Here is a 20804-nt window from a genome sequence, read left to right as displayed (position 1 = left end):
AATTTTGGCAGTAACAAAATAAAATCTACCAAAAATGTGTACTTTTTTGTTACACCCTTTGAATAAAATTAGAGTCTATCAATACATTAAATGTCCCGCATGGAACTTAAAATGCTCGTCTATAAAACTCGAAATAAAGTAATAACTATGGTCATAACCCTCATGACGATTGAGTGTTAACGGATAATTGTTCTTTGCTGCAGCAGCTTCGAGCGCCTCTGGCTTTAGCTGTTCTTGTAAAAAGTTATCATCTAATCCTTGATCAACCAGCGCAGGAACCAAATCAACGGCGTTACTCATTAACACACTTGAGTCATATTGTGCCCAAACACTTTGGTCTTCACCTAAATAAGCCGAAAACGCTTTGTGTCCCCAAGGACAATCCATAGGGTTACTGATAGGACTAAAAGCAGAAACCGACGAATAACGGTCAGGGTTTTTAAGTGCAATCATTAGTGCGCCATGACCGCCCATTGAGTGACCTGATATTGCTCTTTTTGAAGAAACCTCAAACTCTTTTTCAATTAACTCTGGCAGTTCTGTTACCACATAATCATACATATGGTAATGAGCACTCCAAGGTGCTTGTGTTGCATTGACATAAAAACCTGCACCTTGCCCCAAGTCATAACCCTCATCATTAGCGACGTCATCACCTCTTGGACTGGTATCAGGAGCGACAATGACGATTCCCAATTGAGCGGCCATTCGGTGTGCACCGGCTTTTTGCATGAAGTTTTCGTCAGTACATGTCAAGCCTGAGAGCCAATACAGTACTGGAAGGTCTTTTTTTGTTTCGTATTGAGGCGGAAAATACACAGCAAACCGCATCTCACCTTTTACTGACGAGGATGCGTGACTGAACTGCTTGTGCCAGCCACCAAAACTTTTGGTTTGAGATACTAAATTTAATTTACTGTCAGAATTTGTCGGTAAGCTCATCACGGACTCCCTTTAAAATGCACATACAAAAAAGCGCAGCTATACACTGCGCTTGTCATCGTTATTACTTATCGAAGTGAACAACAGAGCGGATACTCTTGCCTTCATGCATTAGATCAAAGGCCTCATTAATTTTGTCTAGACCCATAGTATGAGTGATAAAATCATTGAGTTTAAATTCTCCTGCAAGGTAACGCTCTACATAATCAGGCAATTCAGAACGGCCTTTTACGCCACCAAATGCCGTCCCGCGCCAAACTCGACCCGTAACCAGCTGGAATGGGCGCGTGGAAATTTCTTGACCAGCACCAGCCACACCAATAATAACCGACTCACCCCAGCCTTTGTGACAACACTCAAGGGCCGAACGCATCACATCAACATTGCCAATACATTCAAATGAAAAATCAACACCGCCGTCGGTCATCTCAACTATCACTTCTTGAATTGGCTTGTCGAAGTTTTTAGGGTTAACACAGTCAGTCGCACCTAGTTTTTTCGCTAGATCAAACTTAGACTCGTTGATGTCGATTGCAATAATACGGCTAGCCTTAGCCATGGTTGCGCCAATAATGGCTGACAAGCCAATACCGCCCAAACCAAAAATCGCGACTGTGTCACCTTCTTGAACTTTAGCGGTATTCATCACCGCACCCATGCCCGTTGTCACACCACAACCAAGTAAACATACTTCTTCAAGCGGCGCTTGTTTGTTTACTTTTGCTAAAGAAATCTCTGGTAAAACGGTATATTCAGAAAACGTCGAGGTACCCATGTAGTGGTAAATTGGCTCGCCATCTTTATAAAAACGAGTGGTGCCGTCAGGCATTAAACCTTTACCTTGAGTTTCACGGATCTTTTGACATAAGTTGGTTTTACCAGAAGTACAGAACTTACACTCACCACACTCTGGCGTATAGAGTGGAATAACGTGATCACCAACGCTGACACTTGTGACACCTTCACCGACTTGCTCAACGATACCACCACCCTCGTGGCCTAAAATAGCTGGGAATACACCTTCAGGATCTTCACCAGACAAGGTAAACGCATCGGTATGACACACGCCTGAAGCGACGATACGAACCAACACTTCGCCTTTTTTAGGTAGCATTACGTCAACTTCTTCAATCGACATTGGTTGGTTTGGGCCCCAAGCGACTGCGGCTTTTGACTTTATAAACTGTTCAGACATCTTAACTCCTTTAGAGTGAGTGAGGCGACACTTTTACTTCAGTTCAACGTTTTTACGAAGTTAGTTTAGTGTAGACCATTAATTTAACCTTTCGCATTATATTTATTTCACATTAAGAGATAATCACCCTAAAATGAAAATAACTTTTACAAATTTGTAATAAACAACATGACACATAAATGGGACGGTATCACTGAGTTTACCGCAGTAGTAGAACAAGGTAACTTTACTCGAGCGGCACAAGCGCTCTCAACGTCTACAGCGCAAATAAGTCGCCACATCAACCAGTTAGAACAGCGACTCAACACTAAACTGCTATATCGCACGACTCGTAAAGTGACTCTCACGGAAGAAGGCCAAGTATTTTATAACCACAGTCGTCATTTGGTAGATGGCCTTCAAGCCGCCGAGCAAGCCTTGTCTCAACTACAACAGATCCCACAAGGCACGATCAAACTTACAGCACCAGTTACCTACGGTGAACGAATAATTCTGCCCATTTTGAATGACTTTTTACTCGCCTACCCCGAAATTAAGTTGGACGTAGAACTGACCAATAATAAGCTGGATTTACTTCAGCAAGGATTTGATGCAGCAGTCAGAATTGGTAACTTGGCCGATTCCACTATGATGGCCAAACCATTGACCAAACGAAAAAACTATTTGTGTGCGTCGCCAGACTACTTAACCAGGCACACTCCTCCCAGCCGAATTGAAGATTTAACTGATCACAATTGTTTACTTGGCTCTAATGAGCAATGGCGATTTGCCGATGGCGATACCATCAAAACGATAAAGCCAGTGCGCAGACTCAGATACAACAGTGGCCAAGGGTTGGTGGATGCAGCACTAAAAGGTCTGGGTATTATTCAGTTACCCGACTATTACGTTGAGCCTTTAATAAAACAAAACCAACTTGTTTCGTTACTCGACAACCTGCAAATTAAAAACGAACCAGTCTGGCTACTTTCACCGCACAATCGTCAACTTTCACCGAAGATGAAAGCATTTAGTCAATTTTTGAGAAACGCCCTTGCGTAAAATAATAGACAACTAGTGGTGTTTAAGTCTTATCAGCCGACCTCATTTTTCAGTAAGGGGTTGTCAGCTCGTTAGTTTTTCCCCTATGATAAAAATGAACTTGTCGGAGTGCCCGGTTTTTTCGGTAAATCATTTATCGTTAAATGACCAATGGGCTGAGATCGCATTGCGCGGGATCCGTAGAACCTGATCTGATTAATATCTGCGAAGGAAACAAGGTAACAAAACGGTATTTTAATTTGTTGTCGCCTCTGGCGAACTGCCGTCCTACCTCACATCTACACTCCGTCTTTTGTGCTTACTAACAAATACGAAAGGCAGAAAATGACACAACCAACCAGACGTGAACGTCGCGAGCAAGCGGCGGAATTTATTAACAACTGTTCCAATCAACAGTTTCCCAATTCAGAAAAGATTTATATCCAAGGATCGTCGCCCGATATTCAAGTCGGTATGCGAAAAATTACTTTAGCCGACAGTCTTGTTGGCGGTGACAAAGACAATCCTATTTTCGAGCCCAATGACCCTATTCAAGTTTATGACACCTCGGGCCCGTATACAGACCCAAACCAAACTATTGATGTTCATCAGGGGTTGCCCAAGCTCAGAGCCAACTGGATAGCCGAGCGCGATGATACTGAAGAACTAAAAGGTGCTACTTCAGGATACAGTCAACAACGCCTTGCTGATGAAGGCTTGGACCATATTAGGTTTGATAACTTACCAAAGGTTAGACGCGCCAAACCCGGTAAAAATGTGACTCAAATGCATTACGCTCGCCAAGGTATTATTACCCCAGAAATGGAGTACATTGCGATTCGAGAAAATCTAAAACGCCAAGAACTCAAAGATGAAATCTTAAAAGCACAGCATCAAGGTCAGAGTTTCGGAGCTGAAATCCCAGAGCAAATTACTCCAGAGTTCGTCCGCGACGAGGTCGCTCGAGGCCGTGCCATCATCCCTTGCAACATCAATCATCCTGAGACTGAACCAATGATCATTGGTCGTAACTTTTTGATCAAAGTGAACGCTAACATTGGTAATTCGGCGGTGACATCCAGTATCGAAGAAGAAGTAGAAAAGCTCGTTTGGTCAACTAAATGGGGCGCAGATACTGTAATGGATTTGTCCACGGGTCGTTATATTCATGAAACGCGTGAATGGATTGTGCGTAACTCGCCGGTTCCAATTGGCACGGTTCCGATTTATCAGGCTCTAGAAAAGGTCAATGGTGTGGCTGAAGATCTTACATGGGAAATATTTAGAGATACCCTTATCGAACAAGCCGAACAGGGGGTTGATTATTTTACCATCCACGCGGGCGTTTTGTTGCGTTACGTGCCTATGACGGCCAAACGAGTGACGGGTATTGTCTCGCGAGGTGGTTCGATTATGGCTAAATGGTGCCTGTCGCATCACAAAGAAAACTTTTTGTACACGCACTTTGAAGACATCTGTGAAATTTGTAAACAATACGATGTCGCCTTTTCTTTAGGAGACGGCTTACGTCCCGGCTCAGTTGCGGATGCAAACGACGAGGCGCAATTTAGCGAATTAAGAACCCTAGGTGAGTTAACCAAAATTGCTTGGCAACACGATGTTCAAGTGATGGTTGAAGGGCCAGGTCACGTGCCTCTTCACATGGTAAAAGAAAACATGGAAGAGCAACTCAAGCACTGTGACGAAGCGCCATTCTATACACTTGGCCCACTCACAACCGATATTGCGCCGGGCTACGATCACATCACTTCGGGTATCGGTGCTGCAAACATTGGTTGGTATGGTTGTGCCATGCTTTGTTATGTAACGCCAAAAGAGCATTTAGGCTTACCTAACAAGGAAGACGTAAAAGAAGGGCTGATTACTTACAAGATAGCTGCTCATGCTGGTGACTTGGCTAAAGGTCATCCAGGTGCACAAATTCGCGATAACGCTCTTTCTAAAGCTCGTTTTGAATTTCGTTGGCATGACCAATTTAACCTGAGCTTGGACCCTGAACGCGCTTTGGCCTATCACGACGAAACGCTGCCGCAAGAATCTGGCAAGGTGGCTCACTTTTGCAGTATGTGCGGACCAAAATTCTGTTCAATGAAAATCTCTCAAGAAGTCAGAGACTATGCGTCAGATTTGGAGTCACAAGATGATTTGTTGACGATAAAAATGGTCGGTATGGACGAAATGTCAGAGACATTTAAAGCAAAAGGCTCCGAGCTTTATCATGCGGCCAAATAAGCCCGAGGCCTCTCAACAGCCCGGTGCCTGTGCACAAGGCGCCTGTACACAAGGTGCAACTGCGCAGGGCATAGCTCCATCAGGTGTGTCTATTGTGGGCGCTGGTTTGGTAGGGCGCTTCGTCGCCCTACTTTGCGATCAGCTCAATCAACTATTACCTGAACAACAAAGACTTGCTGTTTCGCTTTATGAAAAGGAGCGGCTCAGCTCGCCAGGAATCACAGCCAAAGTAGCGGCAGCCATGCTTGCGCCCACCGCAGAGTCGGCGATTAGCTCAGAATCATTGGCACTAGCAGGTAGTCGCGGACTCAATGTATGGCCGCAATTATTGACTTTGTTCGGTGCCAACAAATACTTCCACCAGCGAGGATCCATTGTAATGGCTTTTCGCCAAGATAACGCTGAGCTGAGCCGCTTCAAACATCTTGTTAAGCCCCAACTAAAAGATAATTTGTTCGAACTCTCTCAAGATGGTCTTATCGAACTTGAGCCAGAGCTAAATCAGCGACTTTGTCGTGCCATCTACATTGAAGGTGAAGGACATATTGACAACACTGAGCTACTCAAGCACTTAGAGCGAAAAATCACTAGGTCCAACATTCACCTACACGAGCAATGTGAGGTGAAATTATCAGATTGGCACATCAAACCCAACGAATTAGTTATAGATTGTCGTGGCCTCGGAGCCAAGCACGATTTAACGCCCACTGATTGTGACGTGAACACCCCTAGTTTATCGAGCAAACTCAGAGGCGTACGTGGTGAGGCGGTTCGGGTTTTTGCCCCCGAAGTGAACCTGAACCGCCCTATCCGTTTAATGCACCCTAGATATGCGCTATACATAGTTCCCAAGCCCAATCATCGTTATGTCATTGGCGCTACCGAAATTGAAAGTGAGTCTTTACACGCAATGACTACAAGGTCAGCACTGGAGTTACTTTCTGCTGCCTATTCTGTGCATAGTGGTTTTGCAGAGGCACAAATCGAAGCGATGGATGTCGGTTTGCGCCCAACTTTTGAAGATAACGAACCATTGGTATGGCAACAAGGTAACGTAATTAGCATAAATGGCTTGTACCGACATGGTTATTTACTATTACCAGATGTGTTACAAACACTTTGGCCACTCCTTATTAAGCAACTGCCAAATTCTGAAAATTACGTAAAATTTAGTAACTTAAATGACATGCTTGCCACCAGGCTGAGACAACTTTCAAGAACATGATTTGCAAGGAAAAAATGATGAATTTAATTGTAAATGGAGAACTGCTGCACTTTGATTTTAAAGACAAAGAAACCATTGACGCAGCCTTAGAACAACTTGAGTTTAAAAAACCTTTCTCTGTTGCCATCAATGGTGAATTTGTCGCAAGAGCAGAATACTCAAGCTTTTTACTCAGTGAAGGCGATACAGTTGATGTCGTCTCACCTATCTTTGGTGGCTAAGAGTGAGTAGTAAACTATGACCTCTAATCCTTTACCGTCTACGCAACAGAAGCTTTCGATCTATGGTCAGTCTTTTGATAGTAGGCTGTTAATCGGCACAGCTTTATATCCGAGCCTTTCAATCATGAGTGAAGCAATTAAAGCAAGCGGAAGCCAAATCGTTACCTTGTCGCTACGCCGCCAAAACTTACTCAGTAATAAGGCCATTAATCACCCTAAAAAGGCGACGGAAAGTACGTCAAATAATGAATTTTGGAATCAAATCAAAGCACTCAATACGACTTTACTGCCAAATACAGCAGGCTGTCACAGTGCAAAAGAGGTCATAAACTTGGCTCAAATGAGCAGGGAGGTTTTTGATACCAACTGGATTAAGCTCGAACTCATCGGTGACGACTATAGCTTACAACCAGACACATTAAACTTAGTCGACGCTGCCAAAACCTTAATTGATTTGGGGTTTAATGTTTTACCCTATTGCACAGATGACTTGGTATTATGCCAACGCCTTGCAGATGTTGGTTGTGAAGTAGTAATGCCTTGGGCGTCGCCTATTGGCTCGGGCCAAGGAGTTCTCAACCCTTTTGCTCTTGAGGCCATTCGTCATCGCCTACCAGATACTACACTCATTATCGACGCGGGTTTGGGCAAGCCTTCTGACGCGTGTATTGCGATGGAGCTCGGCTATGATGCCGTTTTACTCAATACCGCGATTGCACAGGCAACAAATCCGGTAAATATGGCAACTGCATTTAAACATAGTGTTATTGCTGGCAGAGAAGGATACCTCGCAGGGGTTATTACCAAGCGTGACTCTGCTCAACCGAGCACACCAACGATTGGAATGCCCTTCTGGCACAATGACAAAAACTAAATAACGAGACTCTGAAATTTATGACTCAAGCTGTTTCCCCTTTTTCTTCCTCATTTTCTTTCCCTGATAATACCAATCAATACTGGCAAGGCGCCCCTGTTGTCTGGGCGATAGGAGGGTCAGATTGTACTGGCGGTGCAGGTATCCAGGCTGATACTAAGACCATTCACAATTTAGGTGGACTGCCCAATACCATCATCACCGCTGTAACGGCACAAAATGCAGGAGGGGTAAAAGAAATCAACGCAGTAAGCGATGAAGTATTTCGTTCACAATGGAGTGCTCTTGAACAAGCGGCGATGCCAAGCACAATAAAAGTCGGTATGTTGGCCAACGAAGCACAAGTAAATACGTTAATAACTCTACTAACAGAATTAAACCAAACGTGTGAAGAAGAAAATTGGCCGCGTCCAATTATTGTTTACGATCCGGTCTTAGCTGCGACCTCTGGTGATCAGCTCACCGAGTCGGACTTAGTGCCGCTGATCCGAGATACGTTATTTCCTCTTGTGGATGTTGTTACACCAAACGCCAAAGAAGTACAAAAATTTGCTGGCACCTATATGTTTTCGAAGGACTGTATGCAACGCGCAGCTGAGGCATTTATTCAATTAGGTTGTAAAAAGGTAGTGATTAAAGGTGGTCACATCGATTTAATTTCGGGCCGAAGTATCGATTTGGCAATGAGTGACGATACAAGATACTGGCTTAATGGCGCTCAAATCCCAACCGAACATCACCATGGTACGGGCTGTACGTTCGCCTCTGCCATTGCTGTATTTGTCGCTAAAGGCTATCACTTTAGGGATGCGGTAACACTGGCAAAAGGCTTTATTACTCATGGGCTAATAGCCTCATCTTGCCTTGAAGGCGCCTATGGGCCTGTATTACAAACACAGCTTCCTACCTCATTGACTGTGCTTCCACAAACCAGTAACACTTGGCTAACAGAATGGGAGGATGGACCTAACTTAGATACGCAACCCGCATTGTCGTTTCCAAGAATAAACTCAGATTTATTCAACCTTTACCCTGTAGTCGACTCACTAGAGTGGCTAGAAAGGTTGTTAAAACTGGGAGTAACAACAATTCAGTACCGCGACAAAACCAACTCAGGTGAAGCACTTGAAGCAGCGATTCAAAAAGCAATCTTGCTGGGCAAACAATACAATGCACAGCTGTTTATCAATGACTATTGGCAATTAGCCATTAAACATCAGGCTTACGGCGTTCACCTTGGTCAAGAAGATGTGCAGAGCGCAGATCTCAATGCCATTGCACATGCTAAATTGCGTCTTGGTATCAGTACTCACGGTCACTTTGAGTTTATTAACGCATTGGCAATTAAACCGAGCTACCTGGCTATCGGAGCCGTGTTTCCGACCAAAACCAAAGACATGACTGGACAAATCCAAGGTCTATCCGCACTAAAGGCACTGTGCGCTTTACAAGGTCAAATTCCCATTGTAGCCATTGGTGGTATTACGCTGAGTAATGCTAGCCAAGTCCTCACTTGCGGTGCGCAAGCCATTGCCGTTGTTACCGCTATAACTGAAGCTAAAGACCCAGAACATGCCGTTAAACAGCTCTCTTCGTTATTCGAATAAGTAGATTAAACAATGAAAAACAACCAAGCACTGAGCGACACTGAGTTTTTGCGTTACAACCGACACATAATGGTCAAAGACATTGGTGAAAAGGGCCAGCTGGCATTAAAGCAAGCGACGGTATTAATTGTTGGTTTAGGTGGTTTGGGTTGTCCTGCCAGCCAATACCTTGCGGCGTCTGGTATTGGCAACATTATTTTGGTGGACCACGATAAGGTTGAGCGCAGTAACTTGCAAAGACAGATTTTATTTACAGAACCAAACATAGGTCAATCGAAGGTACAAGCGGCGCAAGCTCAATTAGCAAAGCTCAATTCAGAAATTAATATATCTGTTTATGGTCAAAGTATTACTGAGTTTGATGCGCCACAATGGTGGAACCAGTTTGATTTGGTGTTGGACTGTACTGACAACAGTACAAGTCGCTATTTCATTAACCAACAATGCCTTAAGTACAAAAAAATCTTAATATCTGGTTCTGCCATCCAACACCAAGGACAACTTATTAGCTTTGATTTTTCACAAGCGGATTCGCCCTGTTACCAGTGCTTGTTTCCAGAGTCGAGTCAAACACCATTAAATTGTCAAACCGCAGGTGTCATCAGTCCCCTATTAGGAGTTATAGGCTCTATGCAAGCGAGTACTGCCTTAGCCTGTTTACTTAACAAGCCAATTAACCACAATCAACTCATTACGTTTGATGGCTTTAATTTAGCAAGTCGTAGTCTTACAGTCGCCAAAGACCCAGACTGTATCCATCACCAGCCCTGTCACAAGTCTTAATGAACACCTAACTGCTGACGTTTGCGATAATGACTTAAGCCTATCATTGTCATCACGACCAAGGATAAAGATACTTGCATCAGTAACCACCAAGGGAGATCTAGCCCCAATGTGTAAGTGGTCAAAGCTAGCATACCAAAATATGCTATGACCGTGTGCTGCAACAAAACAGCGACAAAGCCCAGGACACTATTTTGCCATGCGCCTGACACTCGATAACCTAAGCGTAAAGCACAAAGCGCAAGAACCGAAATTAAGCACCCTACCACGACAAATGACGCCCAAACCCATACTTCTGGCCAGCCTATTACCTGCGCCGATTTAGCAGGGCCAGACCACAATGCGTCCCAGCTTACCGCGAGTATTAAACCCATGGTCACCATTAGTTGTTGATGATTATTACTGGCTGATAGCTCTTTGCTCGCCTCTATACCATACTCACCAAGTTCTTCTTTTAGATACAATGCGATCAAAGCAAACGCAATAACACCAACCGTTGGTGTAATCGCTGGGTGTAATTGGATACTAAAAAAAGTCAATAAATATCCAGCCATAGGAAATAGGGTATGTGTTAGGGAAACACCAAAAATCCAAAATAGCGCCACTCGAAAGCCAGTCAACCTTGATGCTCGAGACAGAGTAGCAAGTGCCACATCTGTCCCGATACCAACTGCCATCAACCCACTTGCGAGAAAGAAGTCAAACAGGGGTAGAGACATATCCATGTTATTGCTCCCAGTTCAGTCTCAGGTCATAAACATAACGCTGAGCTTCATTGATAGGTACGGCTGACTCATCGACCTCTTTTAAAACGTTTTTGGCCTCTACCAAAGTGACGTCTCGACCGAACAAGTAACTTTGCTCTGCGACTATTGTTCGGTAGGCTTTGTTGAGTTTTAACGCTCGCTCTTTAGAGGGGGTAATTAGCTCATGAATGTTATTTAAGGCGTTGACCTTTTCTTTGTTTAGCTTGCCATTGGGTGTAAACCATTTAGCTAGCATCTCTTGGTTTTGGCGAAACTCATCACCACCTTTAACTCGCTCCAAGTAAGTTACAAACTCGCCATCTTTATCACCTAAACTCGGTACGTCTTTAATCGACTTGAGGTTGATATATCCCCAACCGTCTTTACCCTCGACTTTTCGGGCAAATGAAAAGGTCTGATCAATGGTTGAACCAACTGAGCGATGGCAACCATTGCAGAAAGCCAACTCTTGTTGATGCTGCGGTCTTAATTGCCCTTGTTTGTCTTCAATTAAGCCATTAATCGTCCAGCCATAACCATTGGCAATCCCTCGATCCCCAGCAGGAACCATGCGTGGCAATTTTTCAAAATGTTTTTCTTTGCGCTCAGCGTAGTAGCTGCTGAGTAAACTTTCGCGACTACGTAACATATGCTTGTGCATATAACGTACTTCTTTCATTCGTTTTGGAATGACAGTTTCACCATTTTCATCTACACCAAGATAACGCACTGTATGCAATAACTCTGTTTGCTCTGGAAAGAGCATTTTTGTTAGGGGTTTATCTGAAGCGTCACCAACATAATGGCTTTGTTTTTTAATTTGTTTTATTTGGGTCAAATGTCCATCGTTATTGAGGTCAATTCCGACTTTGTTTTCATCAATGGTCGACGTAGAAAGTGAATCAATATCTTTCATGGCCATTTCAACCAAAGCTAAATTGGCAAAATAAACATCCTTAGAAAACTCACCATTTATAGAGCGATAAGCTTCACCTAACCTGATCATGGCATCGCCAGTTGAGCCATTAGTCGGCCAGAAGGTACTCGGGAACGGTTTGTAATTATAAGCCACCCAATGACTACCGTCTTTTGCTAGACCGTCTTCGTCAAAAGCCTCTTGCCCCAACTCTAAATCTTTAATGTAAGGAATATTATTAGTCCAAGATGATGACTTCATTTGCTCTTCTAAAAGCCCATAATTGTCTTGGTTTACATATTCCATTATTTCTTCATCAGAAATGGATTTAATCAGTTCAGTTCGATCAACGAATAAGTTTTTCCAGCTATTTGTCACACCAACATCTGAGAAAATATAAGCACCTTGAATAAGACCATCATTCATTGCATTTGGACGTAACTCTTTGGCCGAGTAGCTTTGATGACATACATAACAAGGGTTATTTGTTCCCTCGGTTTTTGTATAGCACTGAGGTGGAATAACGGCCTCTGGATTATAAACCTCACCCGTTGTTAAATATTGTTCTGCTTCAGATAAATGACTCACAGCCAAGGCTTGGTTAGAGATGTTAGCTTGTGACAAAGATTCATCCACCAAATAAGTTGGGTTTACACCTTGGTCAGCAAGTTGAAGATTTGTTGAGACGGACTCATCACACGCGCTCAACACGAATGTGCCTGATAATAGCAAAGCAAGCTTTAGTCCTAAGCTCGATAGAGAAGATTGGATAGTCATAATACGTACACTTTTTTCGATCACAGTTCTGGAATAGATACAAAAACATTGAGGAATATATGTGAAACAGAGGGCCAACTTGAGGCCCTCTCACAATTTTCAGCGCGTCAGCGCCCCCTATTTAGCTTTAGGGTCGTACATCCATAATGTGTCGTTAGTACGTTCTGAACTTGCATCTTCACCGATTAAGATACGACCGTCATCCATTACCATTACGTTATCTGGTTGAGTAATGTTGTTTGCATCACAACGGCTCGGTTTATCAAGTGACGAACGATACGTGCTACCCATTAATACAGGTTCGATGCGATTTGTGTCGTAGCCAGCGAGTAGCGGCATTCTGTAGACAGCACCACAATCTTTTACACGATCGTCAAGTTGAATATCGCCTTCGTCATCGATCATGGTGTTATCCATGTCAGAGTTACCAAAGTACATGTAAGCTTGAGTCACAACTTCACCGGCGATGAGATCAGTTCCTTCAACGGCTTCTTTTGCACGTTTTTGGTTGATATTAATGCCTTCAAGTTTACGGAATTCAGCCGTTGCCCCTTTGGCTTTTGCAGCTTGGCGAGTCTCAATAAACGCGGCGCGATCATCCATCGGGCGACCAGCAGTCACAGTGCTACCACCATTTTCAACGGTTGGATACAGAGCGTCACCATTTGCCCATGCTTCCACGTCAGATACGGTCATGTAGTTACTCTGGCCTTCAACATAATCGTCTTGTGAAATACTGTCGTATTCCGCAATCCAAGCCTCGATTTGAGCATTGTTTGCAGTCGCTAGAGGTACCCAAGTAACATCAAAACCTGTCACGGCTGGCTCTTTTGAGTCATCTTGTTGTAATTTTGCGGCATATAAAGTGCCAGAACTTAAATCTTGTGCAGCGTCTGCAACAAATTTTAACAACACACCACCTGTATCATCTTGCGTGGTGTAAACGGTCCGCTCATCTGGCATTACAACTGAGTTTTCATGCTGAACACGGCCTAATGTGAAATGTTTAACTGGCGTTGGCGAAGTGGTTGTTGGGTTTTGTACCTCAACAATATAACCGTAACGATAGGTGTTAGGGAACGTTGTTCCACCTGTGTTACCGTTGATGTAGTTAGTCATATCTTCGATATTACCTTCAAGATATGGACTGACTTGAGAAGGGTCACTGTGGTTCCAACCAGAAGAAGTGTTATTCATATCATCAGCAATGATCCACTCTTCAGCTGTCATTGGTGTGCCCCATGGAGACACCGAACCAAAACAGTTAGCACCAGTCCCCATTACTGAAGAAAAATCAACCATCATAGCTTCTTCGACTGACCATTTGCCGTCAGTTCCTTTGTTGATTTTTAATCGACTCATACCGCCAGGGATCAATTCCCAGTTAGTGAATAAATACCCTTCACCTGCACCTGTTTGAACAAAACCATTGAAATCGGGGTTGTGATTTTCGTTAATTAAAACTTCACCATCAAAAGAATAAATATGGCCGACTCCACCTTCAATTTTGCCATCAAATGTATCACCTGTTTGTGCCAAAACTTGATAATCACCAATAGCCACCTGAACCGTTTCCATTTCAGCTTGAGTCATAGGCTTCGCTGATGAGCTTACATTTGCAGGGATTTTATTGAAGTTTAAACCCGTGATAACGCCGATTGTGCCTTTGTTAAATACTTTTCCGTCACTATCTGCTGTCATATTTGAATCAGATGGGTGTTGCGCATTAAAGAACAAGTCACCCTCTTCTGTTAAATACATCCCAGTTACTTCTGCACCTAGTGGCACGGTAGCGATACGCGTTAAACCAGGGATTGACGTCCCTTGTGCATCTTGACCGTCTGCGCCGTCTTGACCATCGGCACCGTCAGCGCCATTCTGACCGTCCGCGCCGTCTGCACCATTAGCACCATCAGCGCCGTTTTGTCCGTTCGTACCATCTGTACCAGCAACGCCGTCAGCACCAGGCGCACCTTGAGGGCCCTGGGCACCATCTTCGCCATCAAGTTCACAGCCTGTTAATACAAGCGCTAAGGTTGCTGCAATAGCAGAAAGTTTAAAGGTTTTGTTTAGAGTCGACATACTTGTCCCTTTTATAATGTGTGTTGGTAGTTTTTGATATCGAATCTGACTTCAGGCGAGACCTCAGATTTTCTGACACACATTGTTGGAACAAAACGTGACACTCACGTTGAAAAAAGTTGAAAGATTAATGAAATACTCATGGCTTTTTTGTGACAATGTCTTATTTAAGTCATAATCAATCGACGTAACCCAGCGTCTTCACATTAGATGCATCAGCTGGATTATTGCCACGGCTCTGGGGCATGAAAATAATATCCCTGGCAATAATCTATCCCCAAGCTTTTGAGAATACTGAACTCTTCTTCGGTTTCGACAAACTCAGCGACGGTTTCCATATCCATTGACTTAGCTAAATCAACCATAGTTCGGACAAAGGCTTGGTTGCGCTTGGAATTTGCAATGTCTTTAATAAACACACCGTCGATTTTGAGTTTTTGGACTGGCAGTTTTTGCAAATAACTAAATGAAGACAAGCCACTGCCAAAGTCATCCAATGCAAATCGACAGCCTAAATTTGTTAACTCGGTAATAAAGCTCACTGCTGCGTTTAAATGGGTGATCGCATATGTTTCTGTGATCTCTAACGTTATTTGACGGGGACTTACGTTATGCCTCACCAAACACTCCCTAACATACAAAGCCATGTTGGGATCTGCAAGAGACTGACCTGATAGGTTAATGCTGTAATGGTCATCAGTTTTTGTCTCTTTTATAAAAGCAAATGTTTGATTAATGACCCACTTGTCTAATTCGACAGCCAGTGAATGCTGTTCGGCGACTGGGATAAATAAGGCGGGGCTGACCATATTCCCGTCCTCGCCGGTCATTCTAAGCAATACCTCATATGACTCATTTTTTTCTAGTTGCTGGGCCGCAACAATACGTTGGCGATACAAAATGAAAGCACTATCCGTTAATGCGCCTCGCACGGTTTTAAAAATTTCCATTTCGCCCGCATGGCGAATTAATTCTGGGTCACTCGATTGATAAAGTTGGACACGGTTACGGCCCTTATCTTTAGCTAGTTTAATAGTGAACATCAACGCGTTCGTAACGTGGTCACCATCGATAAAAGAATCGTCTAGCTGAATCGCAGCCACACTGCAGGTGAGGGTGAGTTTGTCAGCGATTTCCGAAAGGTCTAGGTTAGCGATTTCTTTTCGCATTTTTTCGGCAAAAGCACATACTGAATTGTGGTTGATATCGTCGACCAATATGGCAAATTGATCATTACTTATCCGAGAAATTGATGCTTTTTTAGGGCAAACTTCTCTAATTAGATTAGTGATAAGTTTTAGGCTTTCATCGCCTTTGCCAAAGCCCAACGCATTGTTAAATACCTGAAAACGATCGATATCAACTAAAAATACCCCACCGACACCAACGGTCAGTTGCTCAAGTTGCTGATTTAACCTTTTTACAAACAACTGTCGGTTCATGAGCCCCGTCAACGAATCGTGTGACTCAGTGTGTTGCAACTTCTTCATGATTTTGTACTGAGACAATAATCGCCGTCTTCGAGAGTCAAAACTGATCATTAAAATTGTGGAAATGACTCCCCACAATATGAGAGCTCGTAAATACGTTTCTTTTTGCAAGTCATAAATGTAGCTACCCTCTAGACGGATAGCGACTTGCCATCGCGTACCAGGAATTTCTTTTAAATAATTAAATTTAGCGACGTCGGTTTCGGTCATGGTCACACCGACACTGGTCTTATCCTGAATTTGTTTAATTGAAGACAGTTCAACCTTGCCTATCATGTCTTGCCTTAACAAAAATAACTCCTGCTGAGGTAAGCGATAACCACTTAATATTTCAATTAATTTAGTCGGTTGAAATGCGACAAATATAAAGCCCTTGCCACCAACTAATGGCTCCAATAAATCATAGTGAACAGATTTTTGACTTCGATGTAAGAACAAATGCTCTTGCGAGCTAACCTCGAGCGTAGAGTTAATTTCCTCTTTACAGTCCGCTAAAAAATCGCCGGTTATATGTTTAAACACACCATTACCGTTTTCATCAATGACTGAAAAAAGCCTAACGTCTTCAATGTCCAACCTGAGTTGTTCTAATAGATCGAGGTAGTCTTGTGTGGTGCTATTAGAACCCTGTCTAACCAGCTCATTGATTTCATTTTGGTAGAGCCATTGATAATGATTAATTTGGTTGCGAAGTGTTTCTATGTGAGATTGATATTCCATAATGACTTGGTCTGTCACCGAGTTCATTAATTCGTTTTGATACTCTTTATGGAGGCTAACCGTGGTGTAACTGTGCCATATAAAAACCCCCAACAAGATACTAATACCAAATATCAGTAAGCGCTTTGAGCTCTTTAATTCATTATTTAGAAATATTTTAGGGGGTGTTGAGGACGGTTCCGCCACTTACTTCCTTCCATTATCAAATAAAAAGGGCCTTAAAAGGCCCTAACTTACTGTGTTTAATGAAAGTTTAGATTATTTTTCGCGATGCGCCAGAATTTGGAATGCCATTTCTTCTGCACGGTCCATCAAACGACCATAACGTCCACTATTTGCAAAGTGTCCTGCTCCCATATTCATACGCATTATCAACAAGTTATCGTCGGTTTTGAGTGCGCGCATTTTGGCAGTCCATTTAGCTGGTTCCCAATAAGTTACTCGAGGGTCATTAAGACCACCTGTTACTAACATTGGTGGATATTCGCGTTTTTCAATATTGTCGTAAGGCGAATATGACTTGATCAGCTCAAAATAGTGCTTACTTTCGATTGGGTTACCCCACTCATTCCACTCAGGAGGTGTCAAAGGTAAGGTTGCGTCCAACATGGTGTTAAGTACATCAACAAAAGGTACCATCAAAGACACAGAACGCCACATCTCTGGAGCTTGGATAGTAACCGCACCCATCATTTCACCACCGGCACTTCCTCCAGCAATAGAGATGTTACCCTTGGAGGTATAACCTTCTTTAACTAAGTGTTTAGCAACGTCGACAAAGTCATTAAATGCGTTTTCACGCTCATCCATTTTGCCATCTAAATACCAGCTATAACCCATTTCATCACCACCACGAGTGTGAGCGATGGCAAAAGCAAACCCGCGATCTAATAAGCTTAAACGCGTCGTAGAAAACGACGGTGACATGCCCGCGCCATAGGCTCCATATGCATATAACGAGAGAGGTTGGCTACCGTCTTTTTTAAAGCCCTTTTTATAAACTATCGACACAGGAACCTTTTCGCCATCACGTGCAGGTGCCATTAGACGAACCGTTTCATATTGGCTCTTGTCATAACCAGAAGGGATTTTTTGCTGTTTGCGCTGAGTTAATGACTTAGTCTTAAAATCATAATCGTATATCGTTGATGGCGTGATCATCGATGTATAACGCAAGCGAACGTGTTGTTGCTCAAAACTTGGATTTACACTCAGGCCTACGCTGTAAACTTTTTCTGGAAACTCAATGTCATACGCTTCTCCCTCGTTAGGAATGACGTGCATTGCTTCTAAGCCTTCACGGCTTAGTGATACTACCATTTGCTCAGCAAATACCTTAAAGCCTTGAACATACAACGTCTTATCACCTTCAATGATGCTCTGCCATTGTGGGTTTGATAAGTTTGCTTCTGGCATACTCGCTAAACGGAAATTAACATGTTTGTCGTTGACGCGAACATAGAATTTGCCGTTTCCGTGGTCGACACTCGGTTGTAATTTGTCTTCACGGGAAAACAAGGTTACCCCTGGCTTAGATAAGTCTTTAGCATCAAATACGACAACTTCACGTGCGTCCGAGTTACCCGTCGACACAATTAGGTATTCTTCACTTGTGGTTAGGCCCGAACCTAGGAAAAAGCCTGTATCTTTTTCTGCAAACAAAACACGATCTGAGTTGGCAACGCCGATTGTTTGTGTATTAACCGATTCTGTACGCCATACACCTTCCGCTAATTTTCCATATACGAGTGTATTGCTATCGCCGACAAACTGAACTGAGCCATTGGTATCACCAATCGCTACTTCAATTTCTTGATCATTAGACAGGTCACGAACAAATACGTCATAACGTTCATCACCTGATGTGTCGATTGTATAAGCGATACGCTTGTTATCAGGGCTAATTGAAACGCCACCAATGACAAAATAGTCATGGGCTTCCGATAAGGCTTGCTCATCTAAATAAACTTCAACTTTACCTGTTTCTAAGTTTTTGCGGTAACGAGTACGATAATCGTGACCTTCTTTGTATTCCCACCAATATTCGTAACCATTATCTACGTAGGGTACTGATGACGCAGTTTCATCAACACGACCTTTGAATTCTTCAAACAATTCGTCGACTAACTCCTTATTTGGGGCCAAGAACTGCTGGAAGTAGTCATTTTCTGCATTGAGATAGTCCAAAACTTCTTTGTCATCAGTATTTGGATAACTAGAGTCTCGTAACCAATTAAATGGGTCGTCTACTGAGATACCGTGATGTTCAAAAGTATGCGGCACTTGTTTCGCAACTGGTGCAGGAACGTCTAGTTGTTGCATGCGCTTATAAGACATAGTTGTTTCTTGTTGTATTGAATTGTCAGTGCTCACATCAGATGAGGCGTTCACTGATTTGTTTGATTCACCGCATGCAGCTATACCTAAGCTCATTGCAGCGATAAGAATTGAGTAATTCCATTTCATGATAGTCACCTTTTATTTAGTTGGTAAAATATAAGGCTTTATTGATAAAGTGACTATAACTTTATTGTAAAAAGATTTTAATGAATGACGAAACTACAGCACTTGAGGTGGCTAAAGCAACTTGAGGTGGTTACCACATAGTCACTTGAGTAGTTCCTGTAGCAGTAACTCTACATGACGTAGCATTGGATCATTCAGACGGTTTTTGTCGTTCAGTAATTCTTTTAAAGCGTCGATGATGTCTTGCTCAATATCAGAGTTTTTCGCTAAACTTTTAACAGAGGTGTCTACAGCCCGAACGACAGATGGCTCAGCCTCAGATTTAAGCATATCAATCAAAATGACCAAGTGCTCTGGATAATATTTTAGGTTACTGGCCGCTAACATTCTAAGTTGTGACGAGCTCGCTTGACTCAATGATCTCAAGTTCATCTCATTAAGAGAGGGTCCAAAGTGATCAACATGAGTCACCTCATTCGCACCACTTTCATGATAAGCGTCAGACTGATCGTAAACTCCCATAGTTATGCTCCTCGCTTTCCACAATACTGAGTGTAAGAGATCATTGTTTTTTTACTATGAGGAAATTAGAAAGGCTCAATCAGGATTCACCTGATAAAAAAAAGCAACCACGAAGTTTTTGCCTAAGTGGTTGCCTCAAGGTTGGAGAGTATCTGATTAACTTGTTGATATTTTAAGCAACCGATACGATTTTTACTATCAGGGGTTTCCCTAAGTCTAATCAGGTTGTTCCCCTACACACCCATAACCACATCCCTAAGGGGAAGGGAAGCGAAAGGAAGGGAGTTAAATAAATTATAAATCCGTAATACCGTTTTTAATCGCAAATCTTACCAACGAGGCCAAATCTCGGATTTGTAGGCGTTCCATGATTTGAGAGCGATGAGATTCAATCGTTTTCACGCTCAAGCCCAAATCATAGGCAATTTCTTTGGTGCCTTTGCCTTCTGCGAGCATTTTCAAAATTTCGGTTTGACGAGGTGTTAATACCTTACTCACACTTGCTTCTTCTTTAGAATCGTCGTGTTTGAGTGTCTCGAGTAACTGTTCTGATAGCTTGGGGCTAATATAAATTTGTCCGTCCAAAACCGCTTTTAGTGCTAGTTCCAGTTCGACCTCAGCTGAGTCTTTTAAAAGGTAAGCATTGGCGCCTCTTTCTATCGCCGTTTGTAAATAGTCTGAGGTATTGTGCATAGTCAATAGAATAACCGGGAGGCCTGGGTGGTGTTTTTTAACTTCAGGTAAAATATCTAGCCCCGATACCTGTTTCATTGCGATATCAGTCACTAGTACGTCGGGATTTACATCATCGATGAGCTCAAGTACCTCCGAGCCATCTGCGCCCTCTCCTACTACATCATAACCAGCCAAATCTTCTACTAGTGCCCTAAGTCCAGCACGAACAAGATGATGGTCATCAACGAGCGCAACCCGTTTTTTTTCCTGCATAAAATCAACTCCCAAAT

Annotated in this window: 16 protein-coding genes and 1 riboswitch; of the genes, 7 read left to right on the top strand and 9 right to left on the bottom strand. The window is 43.0% G+C overall.

Going from position 1 to position 20804, the window contains the following annotated elements; all coding sequences use genetic code 11:
- Positions 1-78: 78 nt before the first annotated feature.
- Together fghA and J1N51_RS12745 are read right to left on the bottom strand one after the other, a co-directional pair.
- Positions 79-942 (bottom strand): S-formylglutathione hydrolase, encoded by an 864-nt coding sequence (fghA, locus tag J1N51_RS12750; RefSeq protein WP_208831634.1) that lies wholly within the window; start codon positions 940-942, stop codon positions 79-81.
- Positions 943-1006: 64 nt separating this feature from the next.
- The gene (locus J1N51_RS12745; RefSeq protein WP_269802007.1) at positions 1007-2137 is read right to left on the bottom strand and encodes an S-(hydroxymethyl)glutathione dehydrogenase/class III alcohol dehydrogenase; all 1131 of its coding nucleotides are present in this window, start codon (positions 2135-2137) and stop codon (positions 1007-1009) included.
- A 168-nt stretch (positions 2138-2305) separates the two neighbouring features.
- On the opposite strand from J1N51_RS12745, the gene J1N51_RS12740 reads away from it, so the two are divergent.
- The 7 genes from J1N51_RS12740 (at position 2306) to J1N51_RS12710 (ending at position 10120) form a co-directional block, all read left to right on the top strand.
- On the top strand, positions 2306-3178 hold the full coding sequence (locus J1N51_RS12740; RefSeq protein WP_208831633.1) for a LysR substrate-binding domain-containing protein: 873 nt from the start codon (positions 2306-2308) through the stop codon (positions 3176-3178).
- A 94-nt stretch (positions 3179-3272) separates the two neighbouring features.
- A riboswitch (TPP riboswitch) is annotated at positions 3273-3408 on the top strand.
- Positions 3409-3502: 94 nt separating this feature from the next.
- Positions 3503-5410 (top strand): phosphomethylpyrimidine synthase ThiC, encoded by a 1908-nt coding sequence (gene thiC, locus J1N51_RS12735; RefSeq protein WP_208831632.1) that lies wholly within the window; start codon positions 3503-3505, stop codon positions 5408-5410.
- Positions 5397-6635 (top strand): FAD-dependent oxidoreductase, encoded by a 1239-nt coding sequence (locus J1N51_RS12730; protein WP_208831631.1) that lies wholly within the window; start codon positions 5397-5399, stop codon positions 6633-6635. The genes thiC and J1N51_RS12730 overlap by 14 nt, the downstream gene beginning before the upstream one ends.
- Before the next feature lie 17 nt (positions 6636-6652).
- Positions 6653-6856 (top strand): sulfur carrier protein ThiS, encoded by a 204-nt coding sequence (gene thiS / locus J1N51_RS12725; protein ID WP_208831630.1) that lies wholly within the window; start codon positions 6653-6655, stop codon positions 6854-6856.
- A gap of 16 nt (positions 6857-6872) precedes the next feature.
- Positions 6873-7730, top strand: coding sequence for a thiazole synthase (locus J1N51_RS12720; RefSeq protein WP_208831629.1), 858 nt, complete (start codon positions 6873-6875; stop codon positions 7728-7730).
- Positions 7731-7750: 20 nt separating this feature from the next.
- Positions 7751-9337 (top strand): thiamine phosphate synthase, encoded by a 1587-nt coding sequence (thiE, locus tag J1N51_RS12715; protein ID WP_208831628.1) that lies wholly within the window; start codon positions 7751-7753, stop codon positions 9335-9337.
- 12 nt (positions 9338-9349) lie between these two features.
- Complete coding sequence (locus J1N51_RS12710; RefSeq protein WP_208831627.1) at positions 9350-10120, top strand: HesA/MoeB/ThiF family protein; 771 nt, start codon at positions 9350-9352, stop codon at positions 10118-10120.
- Here the strand turns inward: J1N51_RS12710 and J1N51_RS12705 are convergent.
- From J1N51_RS12705 to J1N51_RS12675, 7 genes are all read right to left on the bottom strand, one after another.
- Positions 10117-10845 carry a hypothetical protein gene (locus tag J1N51_RS12705; RefSeq protein ID WP_232842808.1) on the bottom strand — a complete coding sequence of 243 codons (729 nt, stop codon included), beginning with the start codon at positions 10843-10845 and terminating at the stop codon, positions 10117-10119. The two genes, J1N51_RS12710 and J1N51_RS12705, sit on opposite strands and share 4 nt — an antisense overlap.
- A gap of 1 nt (position 10846) precedes the next feature.
- The gene (locus tag J1N51_RS12700) at positions 10847-12559 is read right to left on the bottom strand and encodes a hypothetical protein (protein ID WP_208831626.1); all 1713 of its coding nucleotides are present in this window, start codon (positions 12557-12559) and stop codon (positions 10847-10849) included.
- A gap of 117 nt (positions 12560-12676) precedes the next feature.
- Positions 12677-14641: an alkaline phosphatase PhoX gene (locus tag J1N51_RS12695; protein ID WP_208831625.1), complete on the bottom strand. Its 1965-nt coding sequence runs from the start codon at positions 14639-14641 to the stop codon at positions 12677-12679.
- 224 nt (positions 14642-14865) lie between these two features.
- Entirely contained in the window at positions 14866-17037 is a 2172-nt protein-coding gene (locus J1N51_RS12690) for a putative bifunctional diguanylate cyclase/phosphodiesterase (protein ID WP_208831624.1), read from the bottom strand.
- Between the two features lie 72 nt (positions 17038-17109).
- On the bottom strand, positions 17110-19317 hold the full coding sequence (locus J1N51_RS12685; protein WP_232842807.1) for a S9 family peptidase: 2208 nt from the start codon (positions 19315-19317) through the stop codon (positions 17110-17112).
- A 141-nt stretch (positions 19318-19458) separates the two neighbouring features.
- On the bottom strand, positions 19459-19839 hold the full coding sequence (locus J1N51_RS12680) for a hypothetical protein (RefSeq protein WP_208831623.1): 381 nt from the start codon (positions 19837-19839) through the stop codon (positions 19459-19461).
- A 294-nt stretch (positions 19840-20133) separates the two neighbouring features.
- Positions 20134-20787 carry a response regulator gene (locus J1N51_RS12675; protein ID WP_208831622.1) on the bottom strand — a complete coding sequence of 218 codons (654 nt, stop codon included), beginning with the start codon at positions 20785-20787 and terminating at the stop codon, positions 20134-20136.
- Between the last annotated feature and the right edge of the window lie 17 nt (positions 20788-20804).

The sequence above is a fragment of the Psychrosphaera ytuae genome (assembly GCF_017638545.1).
GTDB classification, from domain to species: Bacteria; Pseudomonadota; Gammaproteobacteria; order Enterobacterales; family Alteromonadaceae; genus Psychrosphaera; species Psychrosphaera ytuae.
The sequence above is the reverse complement of the archived record's forward strand: the minus strand, read 5'-3'. Positions and strand labels throughout refer to the sequence as shown.

Coding starts and splice junctions, on each gene's coding strand:
- fghA (WP_208831634.1), bottom strand. CDS start 942: ATGAGCTTACCGACAAATTCTGACAGTAAATTAAATTTAGTATCTCAA.
- J1N51_RS12720 (WP_208831629.1), top strand. CDS start 6,873: ATGACCTCTAATCCTTTACCGTCTACGCAACAGAAGCTTTCGATCTAT.
- J1N51_RS12695 (WP_208831625.1), bottom strand. CDS start 14,641: ATGTCGACTCTAAACAAAACCTTTAAACTTTCTGCTATTGCAGCAACC.
- J1N51_RS12730 (WP_208831631.1), top strand. CDS start 5,397: ATGCGGCCAAATAAGCCCGAGGCCTCTCAACAGCCCGGTGCCTGTGCA.
- J1N51_RS12705 (WP_232842808.1), bottom strand. CDS start 10,845: ATGGATATGTCTCTACCCCTGTTTGACTTCTTTCTCGCAAGTGGGTTG.
- J1N51_RS12710 (WP_208831627.1), top strand. CDS start 9,350: ATGAAAAACAACCAAGCACTGAGCGACACTGAGTTTTTGCGTTACAAC.
- J1N51_RS12680 (WP_208831623.1), bottom strand. CDS start 19,839: ATGGGAGTTTACGATCAGTCTGACGCTTATCATGAAAGTGGTGCGAAT.
- J1N51_RS12740 (WP_208831633.1), top strand. CDS start 2,306: ATGACACATAAATGGGACGGTATCACTGAGTTTACCGCAGTAGTAGAA.
- J1N51_RS12685 (WP_232842807.1), bottom strand. CDS start 19,317: ATGAAATGGAATTACTCAATTCTTATCGCTGCAATGAGCTTAGGTATA.
- thiE (WP_208831628.1), top strand. CDS start 7,751: ATGACTCAAGCTGTTTCCCCTTTTTCTTCCTCATTTTCTTTCCCTGAT.
- J1N51_RS12700 (WP_208831626.1), bottom strand. CDS start 12,559: ATGACTATCCAATCTTCTCTATCGAGCTTAGGACTAAAGCTTGCTTTG.
- thiS (WP_208831630.1), top strand. CDS start 6,653: ATGAATTTAATTGTAAATGGAGAACTGCTGCACTTTGATTTTAAAGAC.
- J1N51_RS12745 (WP_269802007.1), bottom strand. CDS start 2,137: ATGTCTGAACAGTTTATAAAGTCAAAAGCCGCAGTCGCTTGGGGCCCA.
- J1N51_RS12675 (WP_208831622.1), bottom strand. CDS start 20,787: ATGCAGGAAAAAAAACGGGTTGCGCTCGTTGATGACCATCATCTTGTT.
- thiC (WP_208831632.1), top strand. CDS start 3,503: ATGACACAACCAACCAGACGTGAACGTCGCGAGCAAGCGGCGGAATTT.